Origin of the sequence: Mucilaginibacter aquaedulcis (assembly GCF_030409325.1) — a bacterium.
Taxonomy (GTDB): Bacteria; Bacteroidota; Bacteroidia; order Sphingobacteriales; family Sphingobacteriaceae; genus Mucilaginibacter; species Mucilaginibacter aquaedulcis.
The window spans coordinates 244,101-268,689 of the sequence record NZ_JAUFPR010000003.1 but is presented as its reverse complement, the minus strand read 5'-3'; the positions used below and the strand labels follow the sequence as shown (position 1 = coordinate 268,689).

Here is a 24,589-nt window from a genome sequence, read left to right as displayed (position 1 = left end):
AGGAAAACAAACTACTAACCACCCGTATAATTATGCGGGTGGTTTTACTATAAAAACAATACTATGCGCAAATTAATTTATACAGCTACAGTAGCTGTTTCGGCTTTTGTACTGATCCAGTCGTGCTCCAAATCAGGTTCAGGAAATAACCCTGGAAATGGGGGAGGTAACAGTACCGGGTTTGATCGTAAAGGCATGCTCAACAACATGAGCAATAATGTTATTATACCTGCTTATACTGCTTACCAAACCGCCACTACAAATTTAGATGCTGCTATCACAGCCTTTACTACCGCGCCTGATGCTGCCAAGCTTACTGCCGCGCAGGCTGCATTAAAAACCGCTTACCTCCAATGGCAATCAACATCTGAGTTTGAGTTTGGCCCGGCGGGCGATGCTAATTTGAGTTCGGGGGTTGATACCTACCCAACAAATGTAGGGCAGATCAATACCAACATTAGCTCAAATACCTATAACCCCGACCTGCTGGCCAATCTTTCTGCCAAAGGGTTACCGGCTATTGATTACCTGTTGTTTGGTATAGGTGCCGATAATAATACCATCCTAACGCAATACACTACTGATGCTGCCGCTGCTAACAGGAAAACACTTTTAGGCAAATTATCTGCCGAGTTAAAAGCTAATGCAGCCAAAATACTTACTGCCTGGAATGGTACCTATAAATCTACTTTTTTAAATGCTACAGGTACTGATGTAGGTAGTTCGGCTGGGCAAATGGTTAACCAACTGGTTTATGATTATGAGTTTCTGAAAAATGATGAGATCGGAATCCCGGCTGGTACACAGTCAATGGGTACGGTGTTCCCGGAAAAAGTTCAAGCTTATTATTCTAAAATATCGTTACAACTATTATTGGCTCACCTGCAGGGAGTACTGGATGTTTACACTGGTAAGGACGGATTGGGTTTTGATGATTACGTAGCATCAACCACAGCCAAATACACCGATGGCACACCACTTAATGATGCTATATTAAAACAGTTTGCTACAGCAAAAGCTAAGCTGCAAACTTTAACAGACCCATTGTCTGATAATATTAAAACCAACCCGACAGCTGTAACAGCGGCCTACGCCGAGCTGCAAAAGTTAACGGTGATGTTAAAAACTGATATGCCATCGGCATTGGGTATCCTGATCACCTTTGGAGATACAGACGGGGACTAAGAACATGTTTATCTCCGTAAAGGAAAAATTTACTGCACAACAGCATATTGCTCCCCTTGCCGTTTTACGTATGGCATTCGGGAGCATTATGCTTGTTAGCGTAATTCGGTTTTTATTAAAAGGATGGGTATATGCCTTTTACATTAAACCCAGGCTCCACTTTACTTTTTACGGGTTTAGTTGGGTAAAGCCTTTAGGCGGCGCAGGTATGTACACCGTGTTTGCTCTGCTTATAATAACCGCGATAATGGTTACCATTGGTTTGTTTTACCATGCAGCCATTACCGGATTTTTCCTGTGCTTTACCTATGTTGAGCTTATTGATAAAACCACTTATCTGAACCATTACTACTTTATCAGTGTAATGGCTTTTTTAATGATATGGGTACCCGCCAACAGATATTATTCGGCAGATGTATGGCGCAAGCCAGGATTAAGGGTTATAACGGTGCCCGCATGGTGTATCAACATATTTAAATTACAGCTGATACTGGTTTACTTTTTTGCTGGTATCTCCAAACTTAATCACGACTGGCTCATAGCCGCCATGCCGCTCAGGATATGGCTGCCAGCCAATAGCCAGTTACCCATAATTGGTGGGTTATTAACACAAACCTGGGTGGCTTATGCCTTTAGCTGGTTTGGGGCAATATTTGACTTGTTTATAGGTTTTTTGCTATGCTATTCAAGCACCAGGAAGCCTGCTTATTTTCTGGTGGTGCTGTTTCACTTGTTTACGGCATGGTTCTTTAAAATAGGTATGTTCCCGTACATCATGATCTTTGTAACTATTGTTTTCTTTTCGGAGCAAACACACCTTAGGATCATCAGCTATCTGAAAAAATTAATACCCGCAAAAAGTGAACAGGAATTGGACAAGGTTTATATTTTATCTTCGGTTAAAAGCGGACTTATTTATACTTTATTGATCATCCATTTTACCATTCAGTTACTTCTTCCGTTCCGTTACTTGCTATACCCCGGCAAGCTTTACTGGACAGAAGAAGGCTACCGTTTTTCGTGGCGGGTAATGCTGATGGAAAAAGGAGGTACGGCATTCTTTCATGTGAAAGACCCCGCCACCGGTCGCAAAACGGAGATCATCAATTCGCAATACCTCACCCAGTTTCAGGAAACGCAAATGAGTACCCAGCCCGATATGATATTGCAGTTTGCACATATGCTGGCACAGGATTATCAAAAAAGAGGGATCAGAAACCCTATAGTTACTGCCGAAAGCTATGTAACCTTAAACGGCAGCGGCACACGCCTGTACATTGACAGTACAGTTAACCTGGCAACCCAGGAAGAAACCTTCGGACATAAAAAATGGATACTTCCATTTCATGATAAAGCACAATGAAAAAAACTTACTTATTGATCTGCTTATTATTGTTAACCGCCGCCTTCAGATCAGCGGCACAAACATTTACCGTTAGCGGCACGGTGCGCACAACAGCGGGCGTAGGGCTGGCTAACGCTACCATTGCTTTAAAAAATACCGCTTACGTTATCAAGTGTGATTCGGCGGGATATTACGAGTTAAAAAACGTAAAAGAAGGAAAATACACTTTGAACATAACCGAGCTGGGTTATGAATCCTTATCGCGGGAGGTAAATGTAAATAAGGATCTGACCATCAATGCCACATTAAAATCCTCAGTATACCAATTGGATAATGTGGATGTAAGCACACGGAAAGAAAAAACATTTGGTGTTACCCGCTTAAAAGCGGTAGAAGGCACTACCATTAATGCCGGTAAAAAAAGCGAGGTGATTGTGATGGATGATGTGGTTGGCAACAAGGCCTCAAACAATACCCGCCAAATTTATTCGCGCGTGGCCGGTATAAACATATGGGAAAATGATGGTGCGGGCATTCAACTGGGTATTGGCGGCCGCGGATTAAACCCTAACCGGGTAACCAACTTTAATACCCGCCAAAACGGCTATGATATCAGCGCCGATGCATTAGGCTATCCCGAAAGCTATTATTCCCCCCCGGCAGAACTGACCGACAGGATCGAGATATTGCGAGGTGCATCGTCGTTACAATACGGTACTCAATTTGGCGGCCTCATCAACTTTAAATTAAAGGAGGGTGCTACCGATAAACCTTTCGAGATCACCTCGCGCGAAACCGCAGGCTCCTGGGGATTTTTTAATACCACCAACAGTATTGGCGGTACAGTAAACAAGGTACAATACTATGCCTTTTTTCAACACAAACAAGGTGATGGCTGGCGGCCAAATTCGCAGTTTAATGTAAATACGGCATATGCTGATATAAACTACAAGGCAACTGATAAATTATCGCTTACGTTTCAATACACCTTTATGAATTACCTGGCACATCAGCCGGGTGGTTTAACTGATGCCGAATTTGCGGCCGATCCAAGACAATCCTTACGTTCACGCAACTGGTTTAAAGTGAACTGGAACCTGGGTGCCTTTATATTGGATTATAAAATTAACGACAACCTGAAATTCAACTCCCGCTTTTTTGGTCTTTACGCGGGCCGCGATGCCGTAGGCTTCCTGGAATATACCAACAGGGGTGATGATAACGGCGACCGCCGGTTATACAAGGATCAATATAAAAACTATGGTAACGAAAGCCGGCTGTTGTACACCTATAAATTGGGCAGCAATCCTCAAAACCTGCTTGTTGGCGTTAGGTATTACCGTGGGCACACCAACCGGGAGCAAGGCTTAGGTAATAATGGTTCAACTGGTGAGGCGTCTGATTTTAATTATGGTACATCATCAACAGATGTAAACAATTACTCTCACTATGTATTCCCGAACTATAACCTGGCTGTGTTTGCTGAAAATATTTTCAGGCTTACACCCAAGTTCAGTATAATACCGGGAGTAAGGTTTGAGGATATTACCACCAAGGCTAATGGCTCATATATATTTTATAATACAGACAGGGCCGGGAACGTGATACTGCGCGAAGAACGGCAGGATATTAAAAACAGCAGCCGCCAGTTTGTTATTGGCGGGATAGGCCTGAGTTACTTTAAAAGTGAAGCCATGCAGTTTTATGGTAATATATCACAAAACTACAGGGCCATCAATTTTAGTGATCTTAACTCAAGCGTTAAAGGTTTGCAGGTTGACCCTAACCTGAAGGATGAAACAGGTTACTCGGCCGATCTGGGTATGCGGGGTAACATATCTTCTGTATTTAATTATGATGTGAGCCTATTCATGATCCATTACAATAACCGCATTGGTACTACCGATACGGTTGATGTTAATAATAATGATCTGCGGTATCGTACCAATATTTCGGCATCGCAAAGCCTCGGTTTAGAATCATTTGCCGAACTGGAATTGCTGCATTTTATAGCACCATGGGCTCATGATACTAAGGTTTCTGTATTCAGCAATCTGGCTTTGATCCATGCCCGCTATACTGGCAGCAAGGTGTCGGCATATCATAACAGAAAAGTTGAGCTGGCACCGGATGTAATATTTAAAAGTGGTTTATCATATCAATATAAAAGGTTTTCGGCCAGCTACCAGGTGGCTTATACCAGCAGCCAGTTCTCTGATGCTACTAACTCCACCTTTACCATTAACGCCATTAATGGCATAATACCTGCCTATACGGTAATGGATTTATCGGCACAATATAAACTAAGTAAACTGTTTACGCTGGAAGGTTCGGTAAATAACCTGGCCGATAAAAGATATTTTACCCGCCGTGCCGATAGCTACCCCGGGCCCGGAATTATCCCTGCCGATGCCCGCAGCTTTTTCCTCACGCTGCAGGTGAAGTTGTAGGGCGACATCAGTAAGGGCCTCACCCAACCCTCTCCAAAGGAGAGGGTTTCTTTTTTCTCCGCTACCGCAAGCGTCCCGCTTGTGGTTATCATGATTAGCAAATATTTATGATCAAAAACACCGCTACCACAAACGGGATGCTTGCGGTAGCAGTGTTTTTTTAATTCCCTTCCAGGGGACGGAATCGCACATTCCTCTGCTTTTCGTCCGATGAAAACAACAATCTCTGTATTTCTGCTAAAGGGTCATTTATCTAAAACATTAACTCCTTGATCATCACCGGTGGGTTATAATTACAGTAGCGTATCCAGTGCGGGCTTATTTTAAAGTACACAATGCCGTGCAGGGTCTGGCTTCTTTCCCGGGCACCTTTAATAGTATCAAAATATAGCTGTTTGTATTGGTCATCATGATCTGGCAGTTGGGTTGCTGTACCTTCATATTGCAGGGTGATGTCATTATCCCAGCCAATTACCAGGGCAACCGCTGGGTTTTGCAACAAGTTGGGATGTTTGCGGGAAATGTTAGCGGTATCAAAAATTATTTCGAGTTTTGGGGTAACGGCAATACCGATAAGGGCGGCTTCGGGCATAGCCTTTTCGTTAACGGTACTTATCACCGCTAATGACCGGCTTTTTATAAAATCATAAATAAATTGTTTGTTTACACCGCGCATTAGTATGTAAATCAATCTATTAGTTAATTTGTTTGTGCCCGCCGCCAATTAAATAATAGTATCTTGAAAAATGCTGAATAAGAAATTAACAGGCTTAATTACTATCATATTTGTGATGATAGTTTGGGGGAGCAGCTACCCCGTAACCAAACTTATCATAAACGATGTACCACCCTTAACACTTGCTTTTTTAAGATGCTCGCTGGGTGCTATAACACTGCTTATCCTGTTTTTTGTGAGCAAGGATAAACCACTTAAAGCTTATTTGGCTGGAGTACCGTGGATGGCTGTTTTATGCATGGGATTAACCGGGGTAACCTGTTTTTATTTCTTTTTTAATCTTTCGGCACAGCTTACTTCGGCATCGGTAGGGTCGTTGATTCAGGGATTTATCCCGGTTTGCATAGCCTTGTTTGCTGCCATTTTTCTTAAGGAAAAGTTAACAGCTGCCCAGGTTTTCGGGATCATTATATCATTGATCGGCGTTACGCTAATCGGTTTTTTGGCACCCAATAATAATGATGTCCCCAATAGCGCCAGGGGAAACCTATATATGATCATTGCTATAATAGCCTGGGGCGCTTACACCATTATTTCCAAGAAAGTAGCTCAGCTCAATCCATTTTTAATAACCAGTATAAGCTCGCTTGCAGGCTCGTTGTTTTTGCTGCCTGCTGCCATATTTGAGAACCGCGGACATGCATGGCCTGTTATTCACTTCAATTCATGGCTGGTCATCCTATACCTCGGAGCTATATCATCTGGCGTTTGTTATTTGCTGTATAACCGCTCATTGAAGCTATTAACCGCGGCGCAGGTGGGTAACTTTGCCAATCTCGATCCGGTTGTTGGCCTTGTGATAGCTCTTGTTTTTTTGCATGACCGGGTTAACCTTTTACAAGTAGTCGGGGCAGTACTGGTTTTAGCCGGAATTATTTTAAGCACCCGTAAAGGCAGTAGCGCACATTAATAAGTTATTTTAATGTAGCTACCCAACCACTAAAAGCTTACTTTTTATGATTATAGTTGATATGCAGGGAGAGGCATCAACTGTTTCTATGGATTTTAAATCTAACTGAGGATTTAATTTGGAAATTATTTTGAATGATTCTAAATAATTAAGTTTCTTTGCGCTTAATTTAGACTAAATCCAAATAATTTATGAACAAGTTTACCCTGCTGTTACTTATTTTTACACTCATTTTATCGACTAAAATTTTACAAGCACAACAACCAAACGCCATCATAACCGGAAAGGTTAGCATTAAAGATAATAAACCGGCCGAGGCTGTTTCGGTTGGCCTATCCGGAACAACAAAGGGAGCCATTACCGATAATAGTGGATTTTATACCATTACTCATGTTTTACCCGGAAGTTATAATCTTACCTTTAGCGGTGTAGGTTATAAAAAGTTTACTAAGTCCATCACAATAACAGCCGGCGAAACGTTGGATATTAATGTAACCATCAGTAGTGATGAACAACAATTACAAACGGTAGAAATTACCGGCCGAAAAGAAAAGACTTATAAAACCACCAAAACCTTTATCGGCAATAAAACGCAGACAGATATAAAAGATCTGCCACAGTCAGTATCATACGCCAGTAAAGAACTTATAGCCGATCAAGGAGCCATACGCATTGGCGATGTAGTTAAAAACTTTAGCGGTGTTAACCAATTTACCACCTACGATGACCTAACCATACGTGGTTTTAGGGTAAATGGCGGTAGCAATACACAGCTTTTAAACGGCTTACGTACCAGTACCGGTTTTTGGAAACAGCCCCTTACCAATTACCTTGAACGGGTTGAGGTTTTAAAAGGCCCTTCATCGGCATTGTATGGTAATGCCAGCCCTGGTGGCGTGGTTAACCGGGTTACCAAGAAACCATTGAACGAAAACCGCAAAACAGTAAGCTTTTCATTAGGTAGTTTTAACACGCTGCGCGCACTGGCCGATTTTACCGGTCCGGCTAACCAGGATAGCTCTTTACTGTATCGTTTAAATTTTGGTTATGAGGATGCCAATTCATTTCGCGATCTGCAATTTGATAAAAACATCATTATAGCGCCATCATTATCATTTGTGGCATCTCCTAAAACCCGTATCAATTTTGACCTGGTGTATAACAATTCCCGCAGCCGTTTAGATAGGGGGCAGTCTACCCGGTTAAATGATTTGTATTCAACACCTGCCTCATTATCTATCAATACCGGTAATGATCGTTTAAATGAACAAACATATATCGTAACACTATCAGGAATTCACCAGTTTAATGATCACCTGAGCTTTAATGCCGCTTATTCCAGGACCGGTTACCAGGAAGATCTATATGAGCACCGCAGCGCCAATGCTTACGCGGTTGATGGTAACAACACCGCTATACCTAATCTTGTAGCTTTACAGATATTTTCGCGCATACGTAAGCGTTACATAGATAACTTTAGTGGTTACTTTAATTATAAGGCAAATACCGGATGGCTGGAGCATAATATAGTGGCCGGGTATGATTATGGCAGCGAACGCTTGCCTGTTGGCGCGTCGCAGTTAACAGCGTCAGGATATCGCAACGCAGCCAATACCGGGAGCATTGGTTCGTATGATCCAACCAAAAAAGCCAATTATTTGTTAGATAAAAATGGCAACCCTGTACCCAACGTGCCCTCATTTAACCTGGATGATGTGATAAATTCCCAACGCATGCAGGATGATAGCAAAGACTTTTTTACCCAGGTAGCGGTTGACCCTACTTACTACTATTTAAATGCCGGTTATGTGCAGGATCAGGTAAGGCTTGGGAAATTTCAAGCCCTGTTAGGTGTACGGTATGAATACTATACTGATTTTGCGAATTATAAAAAAGCTACAGAAGCAAAAACACATTCAAGCGCTTGGCTGCCACGTTTTGGTCTTGTGTACACTGCCACAAAGAATATTAATTTTTATGGTACTTATGTAGAAGGGTATAATCCTCAAACGGCTTCAACGCTGTCAAACCCTAATGCCGGAGGGCCATTTAAACCTTTAACCAGTAACATGATTGAGTTTGGTGCCAAAAGCAGCTGGTTAAATGATATGCTTACCATCAGCACCGCGGTATACCAGATAGATCAGAACAATACGCTTTATAATGCCAATGTTGCAGATCAGCCCGATTTATTGAGGCAGGTAGGCAAAGAACGTTCAAAAGGTATTGAGTTTGATATTACCGGCCGCATTACACCAAACTGGAGCGTGCTGGCTTCATATGCCTACAACGATGCTAAAATTACCCAAAGTTTGGTACCTGCCGAAGTGGGCAGCCAAAAACCAAACGCACCCAAAAATCTGGCTAATATCTGGACACGTTATAATGTTTCCCGCGGAATGCTAAATGGCCTGGGAATTGGAGCTGGAGCCAACTATGTTGATAAGCGTACATTATCACTTAACCTGGCACAGGGCATACCATCTTACACTTTACTGAATGCGGCCTTATATTATCAGGTAGGTAAGGTATTATTGCAATTTAATGCTAACAACATCACCAATAAAAAATACTGGGTTGGTGGGTATGATTACCTGCGATTATTCCCAGGGGCGCCATCTAATTATTTACTAACCTTAAACTATACTATTAACTAAATATTATTTTGAAAAAGTTTAAAGCGATAGCCGGTTGGCTGCATTTATGGATAGGACTGGTTACAGGAGTCATAGTTGTAATAGTTTCTGTCACTGGCTGTATACAGGTATTTGATGAAGAGTTGTTTAGTCTTTTTCATCATGATTTAGTTAAAGTTCAGCAAACCGGCCCCGCAAGGCCGGTTTCTGAATTACTTGCTGTAGCCCAAAAGGCGGTTGGCAAAAAGAAGCAAATGACTGACCTGAAAATTACAGGCGATGACCATAGTTATGTATTTACTGCCAGTAAGGCTAATAAAAAAGAGGATGTAGGTATCAGTTATTTTAGCCAGGCAAAATACCAGGATGATATTTATATTAATCAGTATACAGGCGCGGTGCTGGGAATTATTGATGCGCGGTACGAGTTTTTTAACGTAGTTGAGCAGCTGCACAGGCAGCTTTTATTAACCAAGCCAGTGGGTAGTGTAATTATTGGGTCGGCCATTTTGTTGTTTTTGATCATGATGATCACCGGCTTTATTATATGGCTGCCTAAAAATTACAAGCAGTTTAAACAAAGCATAACCGTAAAATGGAGTGCTAAATGGAAACGGGTAAATTACGATCTGCATAGCAGCCTGGGCTTTTATGTGCTTCCGATTGCTATTATAATAGCCATAACTGGTTTGGTGTGGTCATTTAAATGGTGGGAAACCGGTATGTTTAAAGTATTGGGTACATCCGGTAAAATTACCCTGTTACGTGCCGCACCTGTCGTTGCTACAGGCGATACCACTAATACAAAGATCATAGATGTAATATATGTTAACCTGCTGCATCAAATAGGGGATAATTATAAAGTTATAGGGTTTAATTTGCCCGAAAAAAAGAGCAATACTGTAATGGTATTTACTTATGTTAAACGCACTACCGATAGCTGGAATAACATGAGTTACTTTTACTTTGATAAGCGAACCGGTAAAATGTTTGATAAGCTGGAGCATCAGGATAAACCCCTTGCGCTTAAATGGCGCAACTCCAATAAATATATTCACACTGGCCGCATATTTGGATGGCCAACGCAAATAATGGCATTCTTAGCAGCGCTGATCTGCGCATCGTTACCTATAACAGGTTTTTTAATATGGTGGGGCAAGCGTAATAAAAAGAATAAGAAGGGCAGTGTAAAGCGTGCTCAACCGGTGTTGAGTTAATAATAGTTTTGTTTATTTGGGTTGCTTTTTTTGCCGGTAAATCCTGCTGGTTTCTTCCATAAAAGCATATAAAAGGGGATTGGATTGAGACGTTGGCGAATGAGCATTTACAATACGGGTAGAATCGCCGTTTTGTATTTTGAATTTAATATGCACGCCGTCCATAATTATTCTTGAATGATTTGCTGCCTTGTTCTCCAAGCTATCGGTACTGGTTGCATTTAGTTTGTATAACAATGAAGTGTAGGCTGTATCGGTTGTAGAATTTAATGAAATGCTATTTGTACTATAGTATTCTTGTGTACCTGTCAAGGTGTCTAATTCTCTTACTGTTTTTTTCAACGAATCTTGGGAGGTATTTTGCTTGAGTTGTGGCATGAAATTGTTTATTAGTCTTACATATCGGGGATTTTTTCCCAGCGTTTTAAAGCCAATGCTATCAAGGGAGGAATAGGTAATTTTTATGGTTTCGTTGTGTTTAATAACATCTATTTTAGATTTATTGCGTGGGAAACCACTGCCAACTGATTCTATATGCACAGAAATATCATTATCGGTCTGTTGAGCACCTGATGTATAATACATTGTTAAAAAAAATGGCAAGAATAGTAATGTTTTCATCGGGGTTAGATGTTTAAGGTTTCAGGTATTTGTTTGGTTAAATATTCATCATATTAGGTTGTGTATCAAGTTTTGACTTTCCTTTTAACCTTTTTTAACTAAATAACTATAAATTAAGCCCGTTAAGTACGATGAAAAATATTCCGGTACATCAGCTGAAGGAACGGGTTAGCACAGGCCTCGAGATCAGGCATTTTACTGTGGGCGAAGGACCTTATGATAATAAGGACTCTCTCGGCGCGCACCGTGATGATCATTATATATTTTTTGTGATCGAAGAAGGCGTTGCTTCGCTCATGATAGATTTTCATGAATTATCCTTCAAGCCATCAACCTTGTATTACGTTTTGCCTGGTCAGGTACATCATCGTATACGTAACGAAGTGGCCTATGGCTGGTTTTTAGCTATCGATACAGCATTAATATCGCCCAATTACCGTACTGTTTTTGAAAGCCAGTTGTTGTTGCAGCAGCCTGTTGTTTTAAACAACACACAGCAGCAGCAGTGCTGTAATTTGCTGACACTGGTGCAGGAAAAATATCTTGAAGCTGAACCCGGGCCATTTTACCTGCAAATAGTTCACTCGCTGCTTAAATCATTTATTGGCATGGCGGCCAGCTGCTACAGCACTGCCGATTGTTCGCAAGTTTCTATGTCGAGGCCGGTGCAGCTGTCACAGGAATTTAAGAAACTGCTGCTTGGGCATATCAAAGAGGTGAAGAGTCCGTCGGCTTATGCATCCATGTTGCATGTATCTGAAAGTTACTTAAATGAGGCCCTGAAAAAGGTCACCGGCTTTTCGGTAAGTTATTGGATACAGCAGGAGGTAATGCTGGAAGCCAAGCGCTTGTTATATTACAGCCAGATGAATGTGAAAGAGATAGCCCATGTGTTGGGATATGATGATCATACCTACTTTTCGAGGCTATTTAAAAAAGCCGAGGGAACCACGCCACTGCTTTTTAGAGAGCATTACCGTAAATAGTCCAATCATTACCACGAGCTTGTTATTGTTATCGGGCTCAAGTCCCTGTTTCTTTGTGTATTAAAAAAATAATACACATGGAAATATCCACTTTTAAAAAATTAAAGAAAAAAGCCGGGATGTTGTTTGAAAACCGGCTGCAACCTGCCCGGGTACTGGAGGTGAGGTATTGGGAGCCCTCAACAATTATTGAAATAGATCTTCATATGCCCTTTGCCGATATTGCCAATTGGAACGAGATACCCTATATAAAATTTAAGGTCGGCGATTTAACTTTCAGGGATTACACCCCATCGGGCTGGGACGCCGAAACCCAAACCTGTACTATTTATATCGATGCTGCACATGAAGGTGCCGGCAGCAAATGGGCAAGGATGCTTGAAAAAGGCGAAACGGTAAGCTATCTTAATATAGGCTCAACCCATCATAAACCAGTAGCCACATCTGCAGTTGTTGCCTTGGGCGACGAAAGCAGCATGGGACATTTGCTGGCACTGCAAAAAATGGTACTGCCAAATACACGTTTCTCCGGAGGGCTCATTATTGATAACGAGCATCACCGAAAGCTTTTTCACGAATACTTTTGGTCGCCGCTTGAACCGGTTGCCCGAGGTGACATCTACGGGCATCATAGTTTAATGGAATGGGTGCTTAACCAGCATTACAGTTTGGAAAATACCGTTTTTTACCTGGCAGGTAATAACACGATGGTTACACAGCTGCGCAAGCTGCTCAGGAACCAGGGATACCCATCGGGCCAAATTAAGGTGCAAGGCTTTTGGTCATAGCCAGGCCATTATTCACTTAATATATTCGTTTTATTACTGAACCAGGATATATTTGCTATCAAAAGGATACTGCTATTTAAAAGATAGCGGCGCCCTTTTGAATAGTAGAGTAAATATCATGCTGACAGACAGAGATCCCGCAATACATACCCCCGAAACCTGCAACGCTCACGTTAATGCGGTAAAAGACGCGCTTTATGTTTTAAACGGTAAGTGGAAGCTTCCGCTTATCGTGGCGCTTTCAACCGGACCCAAACGGTTTAATGATCTTCAAAGAACATTGGGCGATATTACTCCTAAGATATTATCGAAAGAGCTCAAAGAACTGGAGTTAAATGAATTTGTGGAACGCAAGGTTTTCCAGGCCGAGCCGATAACCATCATTTACGAACTCACCCCCTATAGCGGATCATTAGGTCAGGTGATAGATGCGCTGCAAAAATGGGGTAAACAACATCGCCAGCATTTAGTGAGCAGCCGTAAAGGTTTGTTATAACAAATCATTAACGTTTTGAATAAATGTGGTAAGCCGTTTTATACCCCCAAAAAGTTGCTTCCATAGGTATGGGTTTGCATTACTAATTGTAATTTAGAGCCGTTATCCAATTGTACATTCTCTCTCTGATTTTCATAAAACAGACACGGTTTTCACACTGCCGTTGACCGGAAATTTGCCCCATTCCGTTAAAATCACTCAAAAAGGCTCCAAAAACACAATTATTTACTCGGCTTTAATCATGAAGTTTTTATGAATATTAACTCATGGTTTTCGGAGCGTTAATTTGGTTTAAAGTAAATCGTTTTACACTGTTCAATATATGTCTTTTCATATAATTATATGAAAAGACATATCATACGCCTATAGAAATTAATCTCTAAGTTAAATCGGTACTCCTTAATCGATTAAGTTTAAATTTTTATACTACTATATGTAACAAATGATTTACCTTTAGTCGCCAAGCATAAATTAATTATTAAACCAGCTGAAAATTTAACTGTATTTTAATTCAAAAAAGTTTGGAAATACCAGTAATGTATGTATGTTTGTACATATAAAACTGTAACCAATTTTTTACAAAGCCCATTTTTTATCTGTTAAAGATGTGTTTTGGCCTTACATCCTTAATTATCCTGCATGAAGATACGTTTACTAAGTGTTTCTATATTCTTCTGGCTATTTTATCTGAACGCGAATGCGCAGGTGAATGATAAGGCTGTTTTGGCTCAATCTATCCTCGCCGATAAAAGTTTAGATACTATACAGGCTAAGGCTTTAAAACTACTCTCCGGTTTTTCTGCAGGTACCTCATACAGTGAGGTCTGGATCCGTGATTGCAACACGTTCATAAAAGGATCATTGCAGGTACATCCCAAAGAAAAAGTTAAAGAAATGCTCCTGATGTTTTTTAAAATTCAGGGAGCCGACGGCAATATTGTTGATGGCCTGGTTGACAGCGCTAAAGCAGGCGTTGGTTATAAATATCGTTATTCGAGCTTATTGCCAGGTTGGGCAGCACACAAAAACACAGTTGAAACCGATCAGGAATCGTCATTGATACAGGCGGTTAAAAAATATATTGACGTAACGGGCGACAGTACGATCTTAAATGAGGTGGTAGGTGCTAAAACGGTTCTGCAAAGAATGGAAGATGCCCTGAGCTATATCCGAAAAGACAGATGGTCGGCCAAATACAACCTGGTTACCGGAGCAACTACTATTGACTGGGGCGATGTTCAGCCAGAAACAGGGTGGGGAGTGGCCATCAATGATAAAACCAAATGGGCCATTGATATTTATGATAACGCCATGTATGTAATGGCTATTCATGACTTTTTGGCCATGAGCGCCGCAAATTATAAACCGAAAGAAAACTGGAATACGGTAGCCGCCGGCATTAAAACCAATGTACGCAAATACCTGTGGATGCCTTCAGCCCAAAAATACGTACCGCATATTTATTTGAACGGCAGCCCTTTCTCCAAAGACTTTAACGAACAGGAAATTCTATACACCGGCGGATCTATATGCGCCATACTGGCCGGCTTTAATACCAATGCCGAGGTTAAAGAGATAAACAGGCAGATGCTGACCGCAGCAGCAAAGGAAAAACATGCTACCATCGGTATCACAGTTTATCCGCCATATCCAAAAGAACAATTTCCAAACATGCATCCGTACCTCTACCAAAATAGCGGCGACTGGACATGGTTTGGCGGGCGTATGACCAGCGCCCTGATTGCCAATGGCTTTGTAAAAGAGGCGCAAGCCGAATTAAAGCCGATGATTGACCGCGCAATTGCCAATAAAGGCTTTTACGAATGGTATGATGTACAAACCGGAGCACCCAAAGGTTCGGGCGATTTCAGAGGCGAAGCAGGTGTTTTGTTTGACGCAATAACAGTTTTAAAACAATGGGCTATTAACAATAAATAGACTACGGATTAAATAAACTTAAAAACCAGTACTTAAAAATAAATTTCATGAAAAACAATAATACCATGCAGGTAGCGTGGGCGGGTTTGTTCTTTTTTAAAGAACATTCCGGTACCATTTTCTACCAACGCCCGCCTTAATAGTTTTGGTTGGTTACAAATATCCCTGGTGATATTCTATTAAGATCAATTCCCATTTTTAAATTAATGTTATGAAGAAAAAACTTATCTACTCAATCCTGTTTTCGCTATTATCATTACAGGTAATGGCCCAGCTTAAAATTAGCGGAAAGGTTACCGGTTCGTCAGACAACCTGCCTTTGCCCTCAGTAAGCGTTAGAGTTAAAGGTACCACGGCTGGTACACAAACCGACGCTTCCGGTAATTATATTTTGAATTTAACTAATGCCAACGCAACCTTGGTGTTCTCATACACAGGTTTTGCTACACAGGAAGTAAACGTAGGCGGCAGAACGATTATTAATGTTCAGTTAAAAGAAACCCAAAGCGCCTTGAACGAGGTTGTGGTAATCGGTTACGGTACTGCCAGAAAATCTGACCTTACCGGTTCTGTTGCTACCGTAAAGGCCGAGCAATTGTTAGACAAACCAGTACCAAACCTTTCGCAGGCATTACAAGGTAAAGTTGCCGGTGTTGACGTAAGCGTTAACAGCAACGCGCCGGGTGCTGCAGCTAAGGTTCGTATCAGAGGTATCGGTTCCGTTAACTCAAACGTTGACCCTATTTATGTAGTTGACGGTGTGGTTGGTGTTGACCCTAACTCGATCAACCCGAATGATGTTGCATCTATCGAGGTATTGAAAGACGCGTCATCAACAGCTATCTACGGTGTACGTGGTGCCAACGGTGTAATCATGGTAACTACCAAACGTGGTCGTAAAGGCCCTGCTACTGTTAGTTACGAAGGTAACGGTAACATCAGCCAGCTTTACAGAAGCGTACCAACATTAAACTCTAAGGAATTTATACAGATTTACAATCAGTCATTTGCCAATGGTGCAAAATTTGATCCTAATGGCGTTGTTCAACAACCGGCTGCTGCGTTAAATCATATAAACTTCCCTCGGTTGTTTGATGCCAACGATAACCCATTGTATGATACCAACTGGGAAAAAGAAACATACAAACCATCTTTCTCTCAAAGCCATCAGTTAAATATTCAGGGTGGTTCTGAAAATTCAGTATACAGCTTATCATTAGGTTATCTGAATCAGGAAGGTTTAACTCCTACTTCAAACTTTAAACGTTATACCGTGAAAATGACCATGGATAACGATGTTAAAAAATGGTTAAAAGTAGGTGGTAGCCTTAACGGTATCTTCAGCCGCCAGCGTTTGGTATCTGATGGTAACGGTGGTTTGAACGTACCTCGTGCGGTAAGTGAGGAAGTGCCAATTGTTCCTGTTAAATACCCTGACGGAACCTGGGCTGGTAACTACGATATAGCCGGTTTAGAAGGTGCTCCAAACCCTGTTCAAACTTCAAACGAGCGTTATACACTTAATAACACTTTACAGGTATTAGGTAACTTTTATGCTCAGTTCAAGATTTCAAAAGAACTTGATTTCAAAACAGATTTCGGTTACAATCTTTCTGCACAAAAGAATAACTTTTATTCAGGTTTAGGTTTACAGCACATGTCTGCTGACCAGGGTGGTGTAGCTAACATAACTACAGCTACCACAATTTTCTGGCAAACTGAAAACTACTTAACCTGGAATCATAAGATCAATGATCACCAAAGATTAACTGCATTAGCAGGTATTTCATTTAACCGTTCAACGTATGAAAGAGCTTTTGTAGAAAGTCAAAACTTTATCGACGACTTTTTTCAATTCAATAACTTAGGTGCAGGTTCTGTTAGAAGTTCATCAACATCTGACGAAGTTCCAAACACTCCAGGTGCTCTTTATCCTGGTTCATTGAATTCATACTACGGTCGTATCAATTACAATATCGACGAGAAGTATTTATTCACTGCTACAGGTCGTTATGACGGCTCATCAAGACCGGCTGAAAATCATAAATTCTCTTTCTTCCCATCAGTAGGTGCTGCATGGCGCGTATCTCAGGAAGATTTCCTGAAAAACAGCCAAACTGTATCTAACTTGAAAGTAAGGGCCAGCTTTGGTTACACCGGTAACCAGGAAATTGGTAACTACAAATCATTGGCACAGTATAGCACAGGCCAAACTGCGCAAAATGGTCAAACAGCGATTTCTTTGTTGCCAAACTATATCGGTAACCCTGATCTGAAATGGGAAAGAACCCGCCAGATTGATGGTGGTATTGAGTTAGGTTTATTTGGTGGCCGTGTTAATTTAGATGCGGATTACTACCAACGTACTACTACCGACTTGTTATTACAGGCACCTATTCCATATACCGCCGGTTTTACTACTGCTAACGTTTATAAAAACGTAGGTTCAGTAAGAAACTCAGGTGTGGAGTTAAACCTGAATACAGTGAACGTTAAAACCTCAAACTTTGAGTGGTCAACCAGCTACATTTTTGCAGCTAACAAAAATAAAGTGCTTAAACTGAATGATGGCGGCGCTGATATATTCCCTGGTCCAAACTTCCTGGGTCAAAACTACGTGATTCGTGTGGGTGCTCCAATCGGTTCATTCTACGGTATGACCCGTGTAGGTACCTATGGGGACAATGCTGCCGACGTTGCTGAAGCTGCTAAACATGGTTTAAAAGCAGGTGACAGGAAATACATCTATAACCCTGACGGTAGCAACTACTATAGCATCATCGGTCGTTCAAACCCGAAATGGACTGGTAACTTTAACAGTACCATGAAATACAAAAACTGGGATTTTTCATTTGATATCCGTTTTGTACAAGGCGTAAACACTGCAGCTAACTTTAAGCACTCAAGCGAAGACAGGCAAACTATTTCAAACAGCTTAAAAACTGTATTGAATGGCTGGACTCCAAGCAACCAAAACACCATGATCTCTCAAGTGCGTAACTACAAATATGCACAGGATTCACACTTTGATACCTGGTGGGTTGAAGATGGTTCATTTGTTCGCGGTCAAAACTTTATCTTAGGCTACTCTTTACCAGCTTCTGCACTGCAAAGCATGCATGTTAGCCGTTTCCGTATCTACGCAAGCGTTCAGAACTTATTTGTTATTACCAATTATACTGGTTATGACCCTGAGGTTGATACCTTTAATAACTCATATGGTTCAAACCCTGCGTTCTCACAGAATATTGACTTCTTTGCTAACCCTCGTCCGCGTGTGTGGAACTTAGGTGTGCAGGTAGGATTTTAAAACTTGTGGTATGATTAAGACTGATAGAAAAATAGTAGCGACGGATTTAATAACAACCACCTAAAATCAAATGAAAATGAAAACATTAAAAAATATATTAGTAGCAACCTGCCTTGTACTTTCATGCTCGTCATGCAAAAAGTTTTTGGAGGAGCATCCGAAATCTGTACTGACGCCTGATGCCGACCTTTCAAGTGCTAAGGTAGCACGTGCATTTGCCAATGGTGCTTATCAAAACTTTAATGGTTTGGTGGCAGGCCAGCCGGGCTCATACGGTGGTAGCACCTGGGACCTCATGGAGTTTATGACCGGTAAAGCAAACAGCGATTTGGGCCAAACCGGTTTCGTAAACTTTCAAACACTTATTTACAGCAATACATCGTTTTTCGTTGATACCTGGTGGCAGCAAATGTACCTCGGTATAGGCGCAACCAACCTGGCTATTCAAAGGATTCCGCTTATTAATGCGGCCGGTTTAACTGATGAGGCTAAAAACAACATGGTAGCCGAAGCCCGTACTATGCGTGCATTGTACTACTTCTTCCTGGTACGTATGTACGGTGCTGTTCCTAAAATCATTGAACCACCAAAGGATCTGAACCTGCAGGTTTCACGTGTTCCGGCAAAACAAATTTATGATGAGGTGATCATCCCTGATTTGCTTGCTGCCGAAAAATCAACCCTGCCATGGAAAGATGCTACAGGTAAAGTATCAATGGGTGCTGTTGAGTCAATACTTGCCGATGTTTACTTAACTTATGCAGGTGCTGCTATAAACGGTGGTGCTGCAAATTATGCAGAATCAGCAAAACGTTCCCTTGCTGTAATTCAGAATGGTGGTTATACCCTGTTCCCTGAATATACTGATATGATCAACCCTGCAAACAAAAACACAGGGGAGTTTATTTTGCAGGTACAATATGCGGCAAGCGTTAATATTAACAATAACCTTACCCCATATACTATTCCTAACTTCTCAGGTATATCTAAATACTCTGATGAGTACGGTTCAGTTTGGCCAACAGATCAGTTCATTGCTTCGTACCCGGCAGGCGATAAGCGCGTAGCTGAAAGACAATTCTTTTACACCAGTTACCCAAGCTCAAAAGTACCAGGTACAACGGTACAGTTCAAAAACCACTACATTTACAAATGGTTTGATGTAAACGCGGTAACCACCACTGCAAAATCAGATTTGAACTACACCGTTTACCGTTTGGCTGATGTATACTTAATGTATGCCGAAGCATCAAACCGTGCAGAAAACGGCCCGAACGCAAATGCTATTGCTTATGTAAACGCTATCCGTGCAAGAGCAAAACTTGCTCCTATAGGCACTTTAAGTGTTGATGCGTTTGAGCAGGAAGTTTGGATCCAACGTTACTACGAGCTTTGCTTCGAGAACAAAATGTGGTTTGATATGCTGCGTACCCGTAAAGTACACAATGACGTTACTGGTGCATGGGATAACTTTGTAGGTCACAAAACTGTTTACGGCGCTACATTTACAGAAAAACAACTGTTATTCCCTTTACCAAAGGTTGAAACAGATGTTAATCCTAAATTGTTACCAAACAACCCTGGCTTTTAATTAATTGCCAGGTAAAATAGAAGGCCGGTGTTTCGTCAGAAGCACCGGCCTTTTTTGTGCCCTCTGGTTTGGTGGATAAGGGGGATGCTATGGTCATGATAGCTTTTTTTCCGAATAGTTTTTTACAAGTTCTTAAATAATGATAAATATTAGTACTATGTATTGTATAGTACTGTGTTTTGTATATATTTGTATAGAATCACTTACGCTAAAAAAATATACCATGAAAAAACTAACATTTTTTGCTGCCGTTGCTTTAGTAGCATTAATAAGTGCTTGCCGCTTTGGGCAACGTCATACTACCATTATGGAAAATGGTAATGGGGTTACGGTAAAAATTGAATATGTGGGTCAAACTTATTTTAATGATGAGGGAACGGCTATCCGCAGTATTTCGCCTAATGGTTATGTGAAATACCAGCGAGGTGGTAAAGAACTTACAGCCGAAAGTGACCGTAATGGTAAAATTACCTATGAGGTTAATGACGGAGGCAAACAAAGCATCCTGAATGAAGGCGATAAGGAGTTTTTAGCCCAGGCTGTTAAAGACATGATCAAACACGGGCATTATGCCGACGGACGCTAAAAAAGCAGTTGCTTTTTCAATAAGTGGGTATTTGAATAGATGATTTACGATATAGGGGACATTTTAAACTAAAAAACGTTCATGTATTTAACCGCATCGTATTTTTGCCCGCTCTTGCTGTTCAGGAACGGAATAGCCTGATTATTAGATTTTTTGTAAATGATAGCCACGGTATTAAAGCGTATCAGGTAGTTGTCAAGTTGTTATAAATCAATTATTTATACGCTTGGTATTGCTTATTTGTCATAAACTTTAATAAATTTGAGTTGCCGGAAATGCTTCGTTTCAGCAATATTTAAACCCCGGCTTTCCTATTACATTAAATGATGAAGAAAGAATTTTTAATTGCCTGCTTAGTTGCAGGCAGCTTAGCAAACGCTGGCCTTGTAAGGGCACAGGGCACAACACCGTTTACCACGAGTAATAAATCGGTTAAGGTGATTGTTTCGGAAAAGGAAGCCGGTTATAAGTTTACCACTACAGAAACGCTTCATTTTACCGACAATGCTCAACCCCCTGAAACCGAATTATCGGTTTTTGTTGATCCTGCTAAAACATTCCAGACTATGATGGGCATAGGCGGAGCCCTGACCGATGCCTCGGCCGAGGTGTTTTATAAACTACCAAAAGATAAGCAGCAGGAATTTTTAACCGCTTATTTTGATAAGGAAAAAGGAATTGGTTATACCCTCGGCCGTACCAACATCCAAAGCTGCGATTTTTCGAGCGCCAGCTATAGCTACGTTAAAGAAGGTGACGCCGACCTGAAAACGTTTGATATTAGCCATGATAAAACCTACCGTATACCTTTTATAAAGGCTGCTACAGCTGCCGCGGGTGGTAAGTTAACGCTGTTTGTTTCGCCATGGAGCCCACCGGCTTTTATGAAGGATAATAACGATGTGTTGCATGGCGGTAAATTAAAGCCTGAATTTGATCAAAACTGGGCAAATTTTTATGTAAAGTTTATCAAGGCTTATGAAAAAGAGGGTATCCCGGTATGGGGCCTTTCGGTACAGAACGAGCCTATGGCCAAACAAACCTGGGAATCATGTATGTACACTGCCGAAGAGGAGCGCGATTTTGTAAAGAACTTTTTAGGCCCAACATTACACAAACAGGGCCTGGCCGATAAAAAACTAATTGTTTGGGATCATAACCGCGATTTGCTTTACCAGCGCGCCAGCACCATACTGGAAGATCCGGAAGCTGCCAAATACATTTGGGGGGTGGGTTTTCACTGGTACGAAACCTGGACAGGCGCAGGGCAGCAGTTTGAAAGCACCCGCAGGGTACATGAATCGTTCCCTGATAAAAACCTGATATTTACGGAAGGTTGTATCGAGAAATTTGATTTTGCTAAAATCAACGACTGGGCACTGGGCGAAAGATATGGCCTGTCCATGATCAATGATTTTAATGCCGGCACTGTAGCCTGGACCGACTGGAACATCCTGCTTGATGAAAAAGGTGGCCCTAACCATGTAGGTAATTTTTGCTTTGCCCCGGTACATGCCGATACCCGCAACGGCAGCCTCATTTACACCAGTTCATACTATTACCTGGGCCATTTCTCCAAATATATTCACCCGGGAGCAAAACGTGTAAGCGCGGTAGCTAGCAGGGATAAACTGTTAACCACCGCTTACCTCAATACCGATGGTAAACTGGCCGTTGTAGTAATGAACAAAACCGACGAAAAAATTGACTACAGCCTGTGGATAAAAGGCAAAGCTGCCAAAACAACCAGCCTGCCGCATTCTATCGCTACGCTGATAGTGGAATAAGACTTCTGATATAATATATAAGTAAAGGCGGGCCGTGTAAATGGCCCGCCTTTGTTATTTAAAAAAAACAATTTAGTTTTTATACTTGCCCAAAAACAACGGTTTTGTTTTTATACACAAACACACGGTCTTCAAATACCAGTTTGAGGGCATTGGCCAGTACGGCGGTTTCAATTTCCTGCCCAGCCTTTACCATGGCGGCGGCAGTAAATGAGTGGTTTACCGGGATGGTTTGCTGGGCGATGATGGGCCCTTCGTCCAGTTCGTTTGATACAAAGTGGGCAGTAGCACCAATGAGTTTTACCCCGCGCTCAAATGCCCGCTTGTATGGGTTGGCTCCAATAAAGGCCGGTAAAAACGAATGGTGTATATTAATGATCCGCATCGGGAACTGGGCCACAAAGCCGGGCGATAAAATGCGCATGAATTTGGCCAGCACCACATAGTCGGGTTCGTACTGTTTGATTGTTTCAGTTACCTGCTGCTCAAATTCGTCCTTGCTTATATCCTCGTGCCTGATGTGGTAAAAAGGCATATCAAAGCGTTCACAAATATTTTGCAGGGTGGTATGGTTGCCAATTACACATTGTACGGTAGCACCCAGGGTTTTAAAATAGTTGCGTATCAGTATATCGGCCAGGCAATGGTATTCTTTAGTTACCAAAACCACCACCTTTTTTTCGGGGATGGGATTAACAGATATGATTGCACCTGGGGGCAGTACCTCCTTTAAAGTGCCTTCAATGCCGTTGGTTTCACCGTCTTCCACTTCAAGGCGTACAAAGAACAGGTCTTCGGCCTTATCAACATGCTCGCGCATCGAAATTATATTGAGCTGATGCTGGGCCAGGATAGTGGCAATGGAACCAACTAAACCAACGCGGTCTTTACACTGAATAACAATAATCATAACTGATGGTACAAAGAATTTTGTTGTAATTTACAAACAGGTATTCTTTATGCAAATAATTATCTAAGTTAAATAAAAGTGCTGTATCGTTTAGGCTTAAGCGCTCGTAATGAGCTATATAAACCTTATAATGTTATGAAGTATTTTAGCTTATTGTTAGTGGTAATGGTTTACTGCAGCGTATCGTCATGTAATAAAGAAAAACTGCCGACTTCTGATTCTATAGTTGGCGAATGGCGTTGGGTAAAATCTGTAGGTGGTATCGGGGGATTCACCCTTACGCCCAAAACCGAAGGTTTTACGCAAAAATGGGTATTTAATGCCGATAGTACCTGCAAGTTTTACCATAAGGATACGGTAGCTATCAACGGCAAGTTTTCCATTAAACGTAATTATAAAACATCAGCAGGCGAAACCTTTGATCTGATCAATACTACCGGATCAGGGAGCGATCAGGCATTTGTTATCCGTAACGATTCGCTTTTCTTCAGGGATATTTTTATCAGCGATGGCTTCGGTTCAACCTACGTGCGTATCAAATGATGTTTAACGTGCCTGCGGCTCATCGGGGATAAAATTTATCTGGTTTTCCTGGTCGAAAGCTACGTACACCCGATTCCATGGCTGGTCATCAACCAGTCGCCATTTGTGTGCGGTACCAGTAGTATCTGTAGCGATGAGGATTTCGCCGGGATGTAAAATAAAAGTTTCGCCGGTTTGGGTTTCAAACTCCAGCGTGCCCGACATGTTGATCACGTATTGGTTGGTAGGGGCATTGTGCCAGTCGTAAAAAGAATGCGGCGGCGATTCCTGAAAGCGGATAGATACCGCCTGGTTAAACTGACCGCCGGCCACAGTACCCGTTTGTACATGCGAGTTACCATCGGTACCGGTAAATAATCTATAAGCTTTTATCATGGTTGTTGATGCCCTGTGGCTTTGGCAGCTAAGCTAACAATTTATACAAGTTTAAGATGCCGGGTATGCATAATGGTATTGTAAATTAATGGGCAATAGAGGTGTATTAAAATAGTTGTTGAAATTGTATGGCGTATAAAGCGACTCACCCGGTCTACGCTACGCTGGACCACCCTCTC

The 24,589-nt window shown here is 41.6% G+C and carries 19 protein-coding genes; 15 read left to right on the top strand and 4 right to left on the bottom strand.

All coding sequences use genetic code 11. The features are described 5' to 3' along the window. Nucleotides 1–63 precede the first annotated feature (63 nt). Genes QWZ01_RS16380 through QWZ01_RS16370 form a run of 3 tightly spaced genes read left to right on the top strand, consistent with a single transcriptional unit; the run spans nt 64 to nt 4,980 of the window. Nucleotides 64–1,185 carry an imelysin family protein gene (locus QWZ01_RS16380; protein WP_290325058.1) on the top strand — a complete coding sequence of 374 codons (1,122 nt, stop codon included), beginning with the start codon at nt 64–66 and terminating at the stop codon, nt 1,183–1,185. A gap of 4 nt (nt 1,186–1,189) precedes the next feature. Then, entirely contained in the window at nt 1,190–2,548 is a 1,359-nt protein-coding gene (locus QWZ01_RS16375) for an HTTM domain-containing protein (RefSeq protein WP_290325055.1), read from the top strand. Beyond that, nucleotides 2,545–4,980 (top strand): TonB-dependent receptor, encoded by a 2,436-nt coding sequence (locus QWZ01_RS16370; RefSeq protein WP_290325053.1) that lies wholly within the window; start codon nt 2,545–2,547, stop codon nt 4,978–4,980. Before QWZ01_RS16375 ends, QWZ01_RS16370 begins: the two co-directional genes overlap by 4 nt. Before the next feature lie 253 nt (nt 4,981–5,233). Here QWZ01_RS16370 and QWZ01_RS16365 read toward each other — a convergent pair whose 3' ends face one another. After that, complete coding sequence (locus QWZ01_RS16365; RefSeq protein WP_290325051.1) at nt 5,234–5,671, bottom strand: pyridoxamine 5'-phosphate oxidase family protein; 438 nt, start codon at nt 5,669–5,671, stop codon at nt 5,234–5,236. 55 nt (nt 5,672–5,726) lie between these two features. Here QWZ01_RS16365 and QWZ01_RS16360 point away from each other — a divergent pair, with 55 nt between their 5' ends. From QWZ01_RS16360 to QWZ01_RS16350, 3 genes are all read left to right on the top strand, one after another. Beyond that, on the top strand, nt 5,727–6,626 hold the full coding sequence (locus QWZ01_RS16360) for a DMT family transporter (RefSeq protein ID WP_290325049.1): 900 nt from the start codon (nt 5,727–5,729) through the stop codon (nt 6,624–6,626). Nucleotides 6,627–6,817: 191 nt separating this feature from the next. Further along, on the top strand, nt 6,818–9,283 hold the full coding sequence (locus QWZ01_RS16355) for a TonB-dependent receptor (RefSeq protein WP_290325047.1): 2,466 nt from the start codon (nt 6,818–6,820) through the stop codon (nt 9,281–9,283). A gap of 8 nt (nt 9,284–9,291) precedes the next feature. Further along, the gene (locus QWZ01_RS16350; RefSeq protein WP_290325046.1) at nt 9,292–10,479 is read left to right on the top strand and encodes a PepSY-associated TM helix domain-containing protein; all 1,188 of its coding nucleotides are present in this window, start codon (nt 9,292–9,294) and stop codon (nt 10,477–10,479) included. A gap of 12 nt (nt 10,480–10,491) precedes the next feature. Here QWZ01_RS16350 and QWZ01_RS16345 read toward each other — a convergent pair whose 3' ends face one another. Continuing rightward, a complete protein-coding gene (locus QWZ01_RS16345; RefSeq protein WP_290325044.1) occupies nt 10,492–11,100 on the bottom strand; it encodes a hypothetical protein in 609 nt (202 codons plus the stop codon). Between the two features lie 131 nt (nt 11,101–11,231). Between QWZ01_RS16345 and QWZ01_RS16340 the strand changes: the two genes are divergently transcribed. From QWZ01_RS16340 to QWZ01_RS16305, 8 genes are all read left to right on the top strand, one after another. Continuing rightward, nucleotides 11,232–12,086: a helix-turn-helix domain-containing protein gene (locus QWZ01_RS16340; RefSeq protein WP_290325042.1), complete on the top strand. Its 855-nt coding sequence runs from the start codon at nt 11,232–11,234 to the stop codon at nt 12,084–12,086. A gap of 77 nt (nt 12,087–12,163) precedes the next feature. Then, on the top strand, nt 12,164–12,874 hold the full coding sequence (locus tag QWZ01_RS16335) for an SIP domain-containing protein (protein ID WP_290325040.1): 711 nt from the start codon (nt 12,164–12,166) through the stop codon (nt 12,872–12,874). A 118-nt stretch (nt 12,875–12,992) separates the two neighbouring features. Continuing rightward, nucleotides 12,993–13,370 carry a winged helix-turn-helix transcriptional regulator gene (locus tag QWZ01_RS16330; RefSeq protein WP_290325038.1) on the top strand — a complete coding sequence of 126 codons (378 nt, stop codon included), beginning with the start codon at nt 12,993–12,995 and terminating at the stop codon, nt 13,368–13,370. Nucleotides 13,371–14,009: 639 nt separating this feature from the next. Continuing rightward, nucleotides 14,010–15,308: a glucosidase family protein gene (locus tag QWZ01_RS16325; RefSeq protein ID WP_290325036.1), complete on the top strand. Its 1,299-nt coding sequence runs from the start codon at nt 14,010–14,012 to the stop codon at nt 15,306–15,308. Between the two features lie 211 nt (nt 15,309–15,519). Beyond that, a complete protein-coding gene (locus QWZ01_RS16320) occupies nt 15,520–18,618 on the top strand; it encodes a SusC/RagA family TonB-linked outer membrane protein (protein WP_290325035.1) in 3,099 nt (1,032 codons plus the stop codon). A 76-nt stretch (nt 18,619–18,694) separates the two neighbouring features. Next, the gene (locus QWZ01_RS16315) at nt 18,695–20,209 is read left to right on the top strand and encodes a RagB/SusD family nutrient uptake outer membrane protein (protein ID WP_290325034.1); all 1,515 of its coding nucleotides are present in this window, start codon (nt 18,695–18,697) and stop codon (nt 20,207–20,209) included. A 223-nt stretch (nt 20,210–20,432) separates the two neighbouring features. After that, nucleotides 20,433–20,795 carry an NfeD family protein gene (locus QWZ01_RS16310; protein WP_290325032.1) on the top strand — a complete coding sequence of 121 codons (363 nt, stop codon included), beginning with the start codon at nt 20,433–20,435 and terminating at the stop codon, nt 20,793–20,795. A gap of 323 nt (nt 20,796–21,118) precedes the next feature. Beyond that, complete coding sequence (locus tag QWZ01_RS16305) at nt 21,119–22,582, top strand: glycoside hydrolase family 30 protein (protein WP_290325030.1); 1,464 nt, start codon at nt 21,119–21,121, stop codon at nt 22,580–22,582. 79 nt (nt 22,583–22,661) lie between these two features. Here QWZ01_RS16305 and purU read toward each other — a convergent pair whose 3' ends face one another. Next, nucleotides 22,662–23,492 carry a formyltetrahydrofolate deformylase gene (gene purU, locus QWZ01_RS16300; protein WP_290325028.1) on the bottom strand — a complete coding sequence of 277 codons (831 nt, stop codon included), beginning with the start codon at nt 23,490–23,492 and terminating at the stop codon, nt 22,662–22,664. 135 nt (nt 23,493–23,627) lie between these two features. Between purU and QWZ01_RS16295 the strand changes: the two genes are divergently transcribed. Further along, nucleotides 23,628–24,035 carry a hypothetical protein gene (locus QWZ01_RS16295; protein WP_290325026.1) on the top strand — a complete coding sequence of 136 codons (408 nt, stop codon included), beginning with the start codon at nt 23,628–23,630 and terminating at the stop codon, nt 24,033–24,035. A 3-nt stretch (nt 24,036–24,038) separates the two neighbouring features. On the opposite strand, the gene QWZ01_RS16290 is transcribed toward QWZ01_RS16295, so the two are convergent. Beyond that, on the bottom strand, nt 24,039–24,410 hold the full coding sequence (locus QWZ01_RS16290) for a cupin domain-containing protein (RefSeq protein ID WP_290325024.1): 372 nt from the start codon (nt 24,408–24,410) through the stop codon (nt 24,039–24,041). Nucleotides 24,411–24,589 lie beyond the last annotated feature (179 nt).

Excerpts from the sequence above, each read along its gene's own strand:
- QWZ01_RS16310 (WP_290325032.1), top strand. The coding sequence starts at position 20,433 with ATGAAAAAACTAACATTTTTTGCTGCCGTTGCTTTAGTAGCATTAATA.
- QWZ01_RS16360 (WP_290325049.1), top strand. The coding sequence starts at position 5,727 with ATGCTGAATAAGAAATTAACAGGCTTAATTACTATCATATTTGTGATG.
- QWZ01_RS16325 (WP_290325036.1), top strand. The coding sequence starts at position 14,010 with ATGAAGATACGTTTACTAAGTGTTTCTATATTCTTCTGGCTATTTTAT.
- QWZ01_RS16305 (WP_290325030.1), top strand. The coding sequence starts at position 21,119 with ATGATGAAGAAAGAATTTTTAATTGCCTGCTTAGTTGCAGGCAGCTTA.
- QWZ01_RS16355 (WP_290325047.1), top strand. The coding sequence starts at position 6,818 with ATGAACAAGTTTACCCTGCTGTTACTTATTTTTACACTCATTTTATCG.
- QWZ01_RS16340 (WP_290325042.1), top strand. The coding sequence starts at position 11,232 with ATGAAAAATATTCCGGTACATCAGCTGAAGGAACGGGTTAGCACAGGC.
- QWZ01_RS16335 (WP_290325040.1), top strand. The coding sequence starts at position 12,164 with ATGGAAATATCCACTTTTAAAAAATTAAAGAAAAAAGCCGGGATGTTG.
- QWZ01_RS16315 (WP_290325034.1), top strand. The coding sequence starts at position 18,695 with ATGAAAACATTAAAAAATATATTAGTAGCAACCTGCCTTGTACTTTCA.
- QWZ01_RS16375 (WP_290325055.1), top strand. The coding sequence starts at position 1,190 with ATGTTTATCTCCGTAAAGGAAAAATTTACTGCACAACAGCATATTGCT.
- QWZ01_RS16380 (WP_290325058.1), top strand. The coding sequence starts at position 64 with ATGCGCAAATTAATTTATACAGCTACAGTAGCTGTTTCGGCTTTTGTA.
- QWZ01_RS16330 (WP_290325038.1), top strand. The coding sequence starts at position 12,993 with ATGCTGACAGACAGAGATCCCGCAATACATACCCCCGAAACCTGCAAC.
- QWZ01_RS16295 (WP_290325026.1), top strand. The coding sequence starts at position 23,628 with ATGAAGTATTTTAGCTTATTGTTAGTGGTAATGGTTTACTGCAGCGTA.
- QWZ01_RS16320 (WP_290325035.1), top strand. The coding sequence starts at position 15,520 with ATGAAGAAAAAACTTATCTACTCAATCCTGTTTTCGCTATTATCATTA.
- QWZ01_RS16290 (WP_290325024.1), bottom strand. The coding sequence starts at position 24,410 with ATGATAAAAGCTTATAGATTATTTACCGGTACCGATGGTAACTCGCAT.
- QWZ01_RS16370 (WP_290325053.1), top strand. The coding sequence starts at position 2,545 with ATGAAAAAAACTTACTTATTGATCTGCTTATTATTGTTAACCGCCGCC.
- purU (WP_290325028.1), bottom strand. The coding sequence starts at position 23,492 with ATGATTATTGTTATTCAGTGTAAAGACCGCGTTGGTTTAGTTGGTTCC.
- QWZ01_RS16345 (WP_290325044.1), bottom strand. The coding sequence starts at position 11,100 with ATGAAAACATTACTATTCTTGCCATTTTTTTTAACAATGTATTATACA.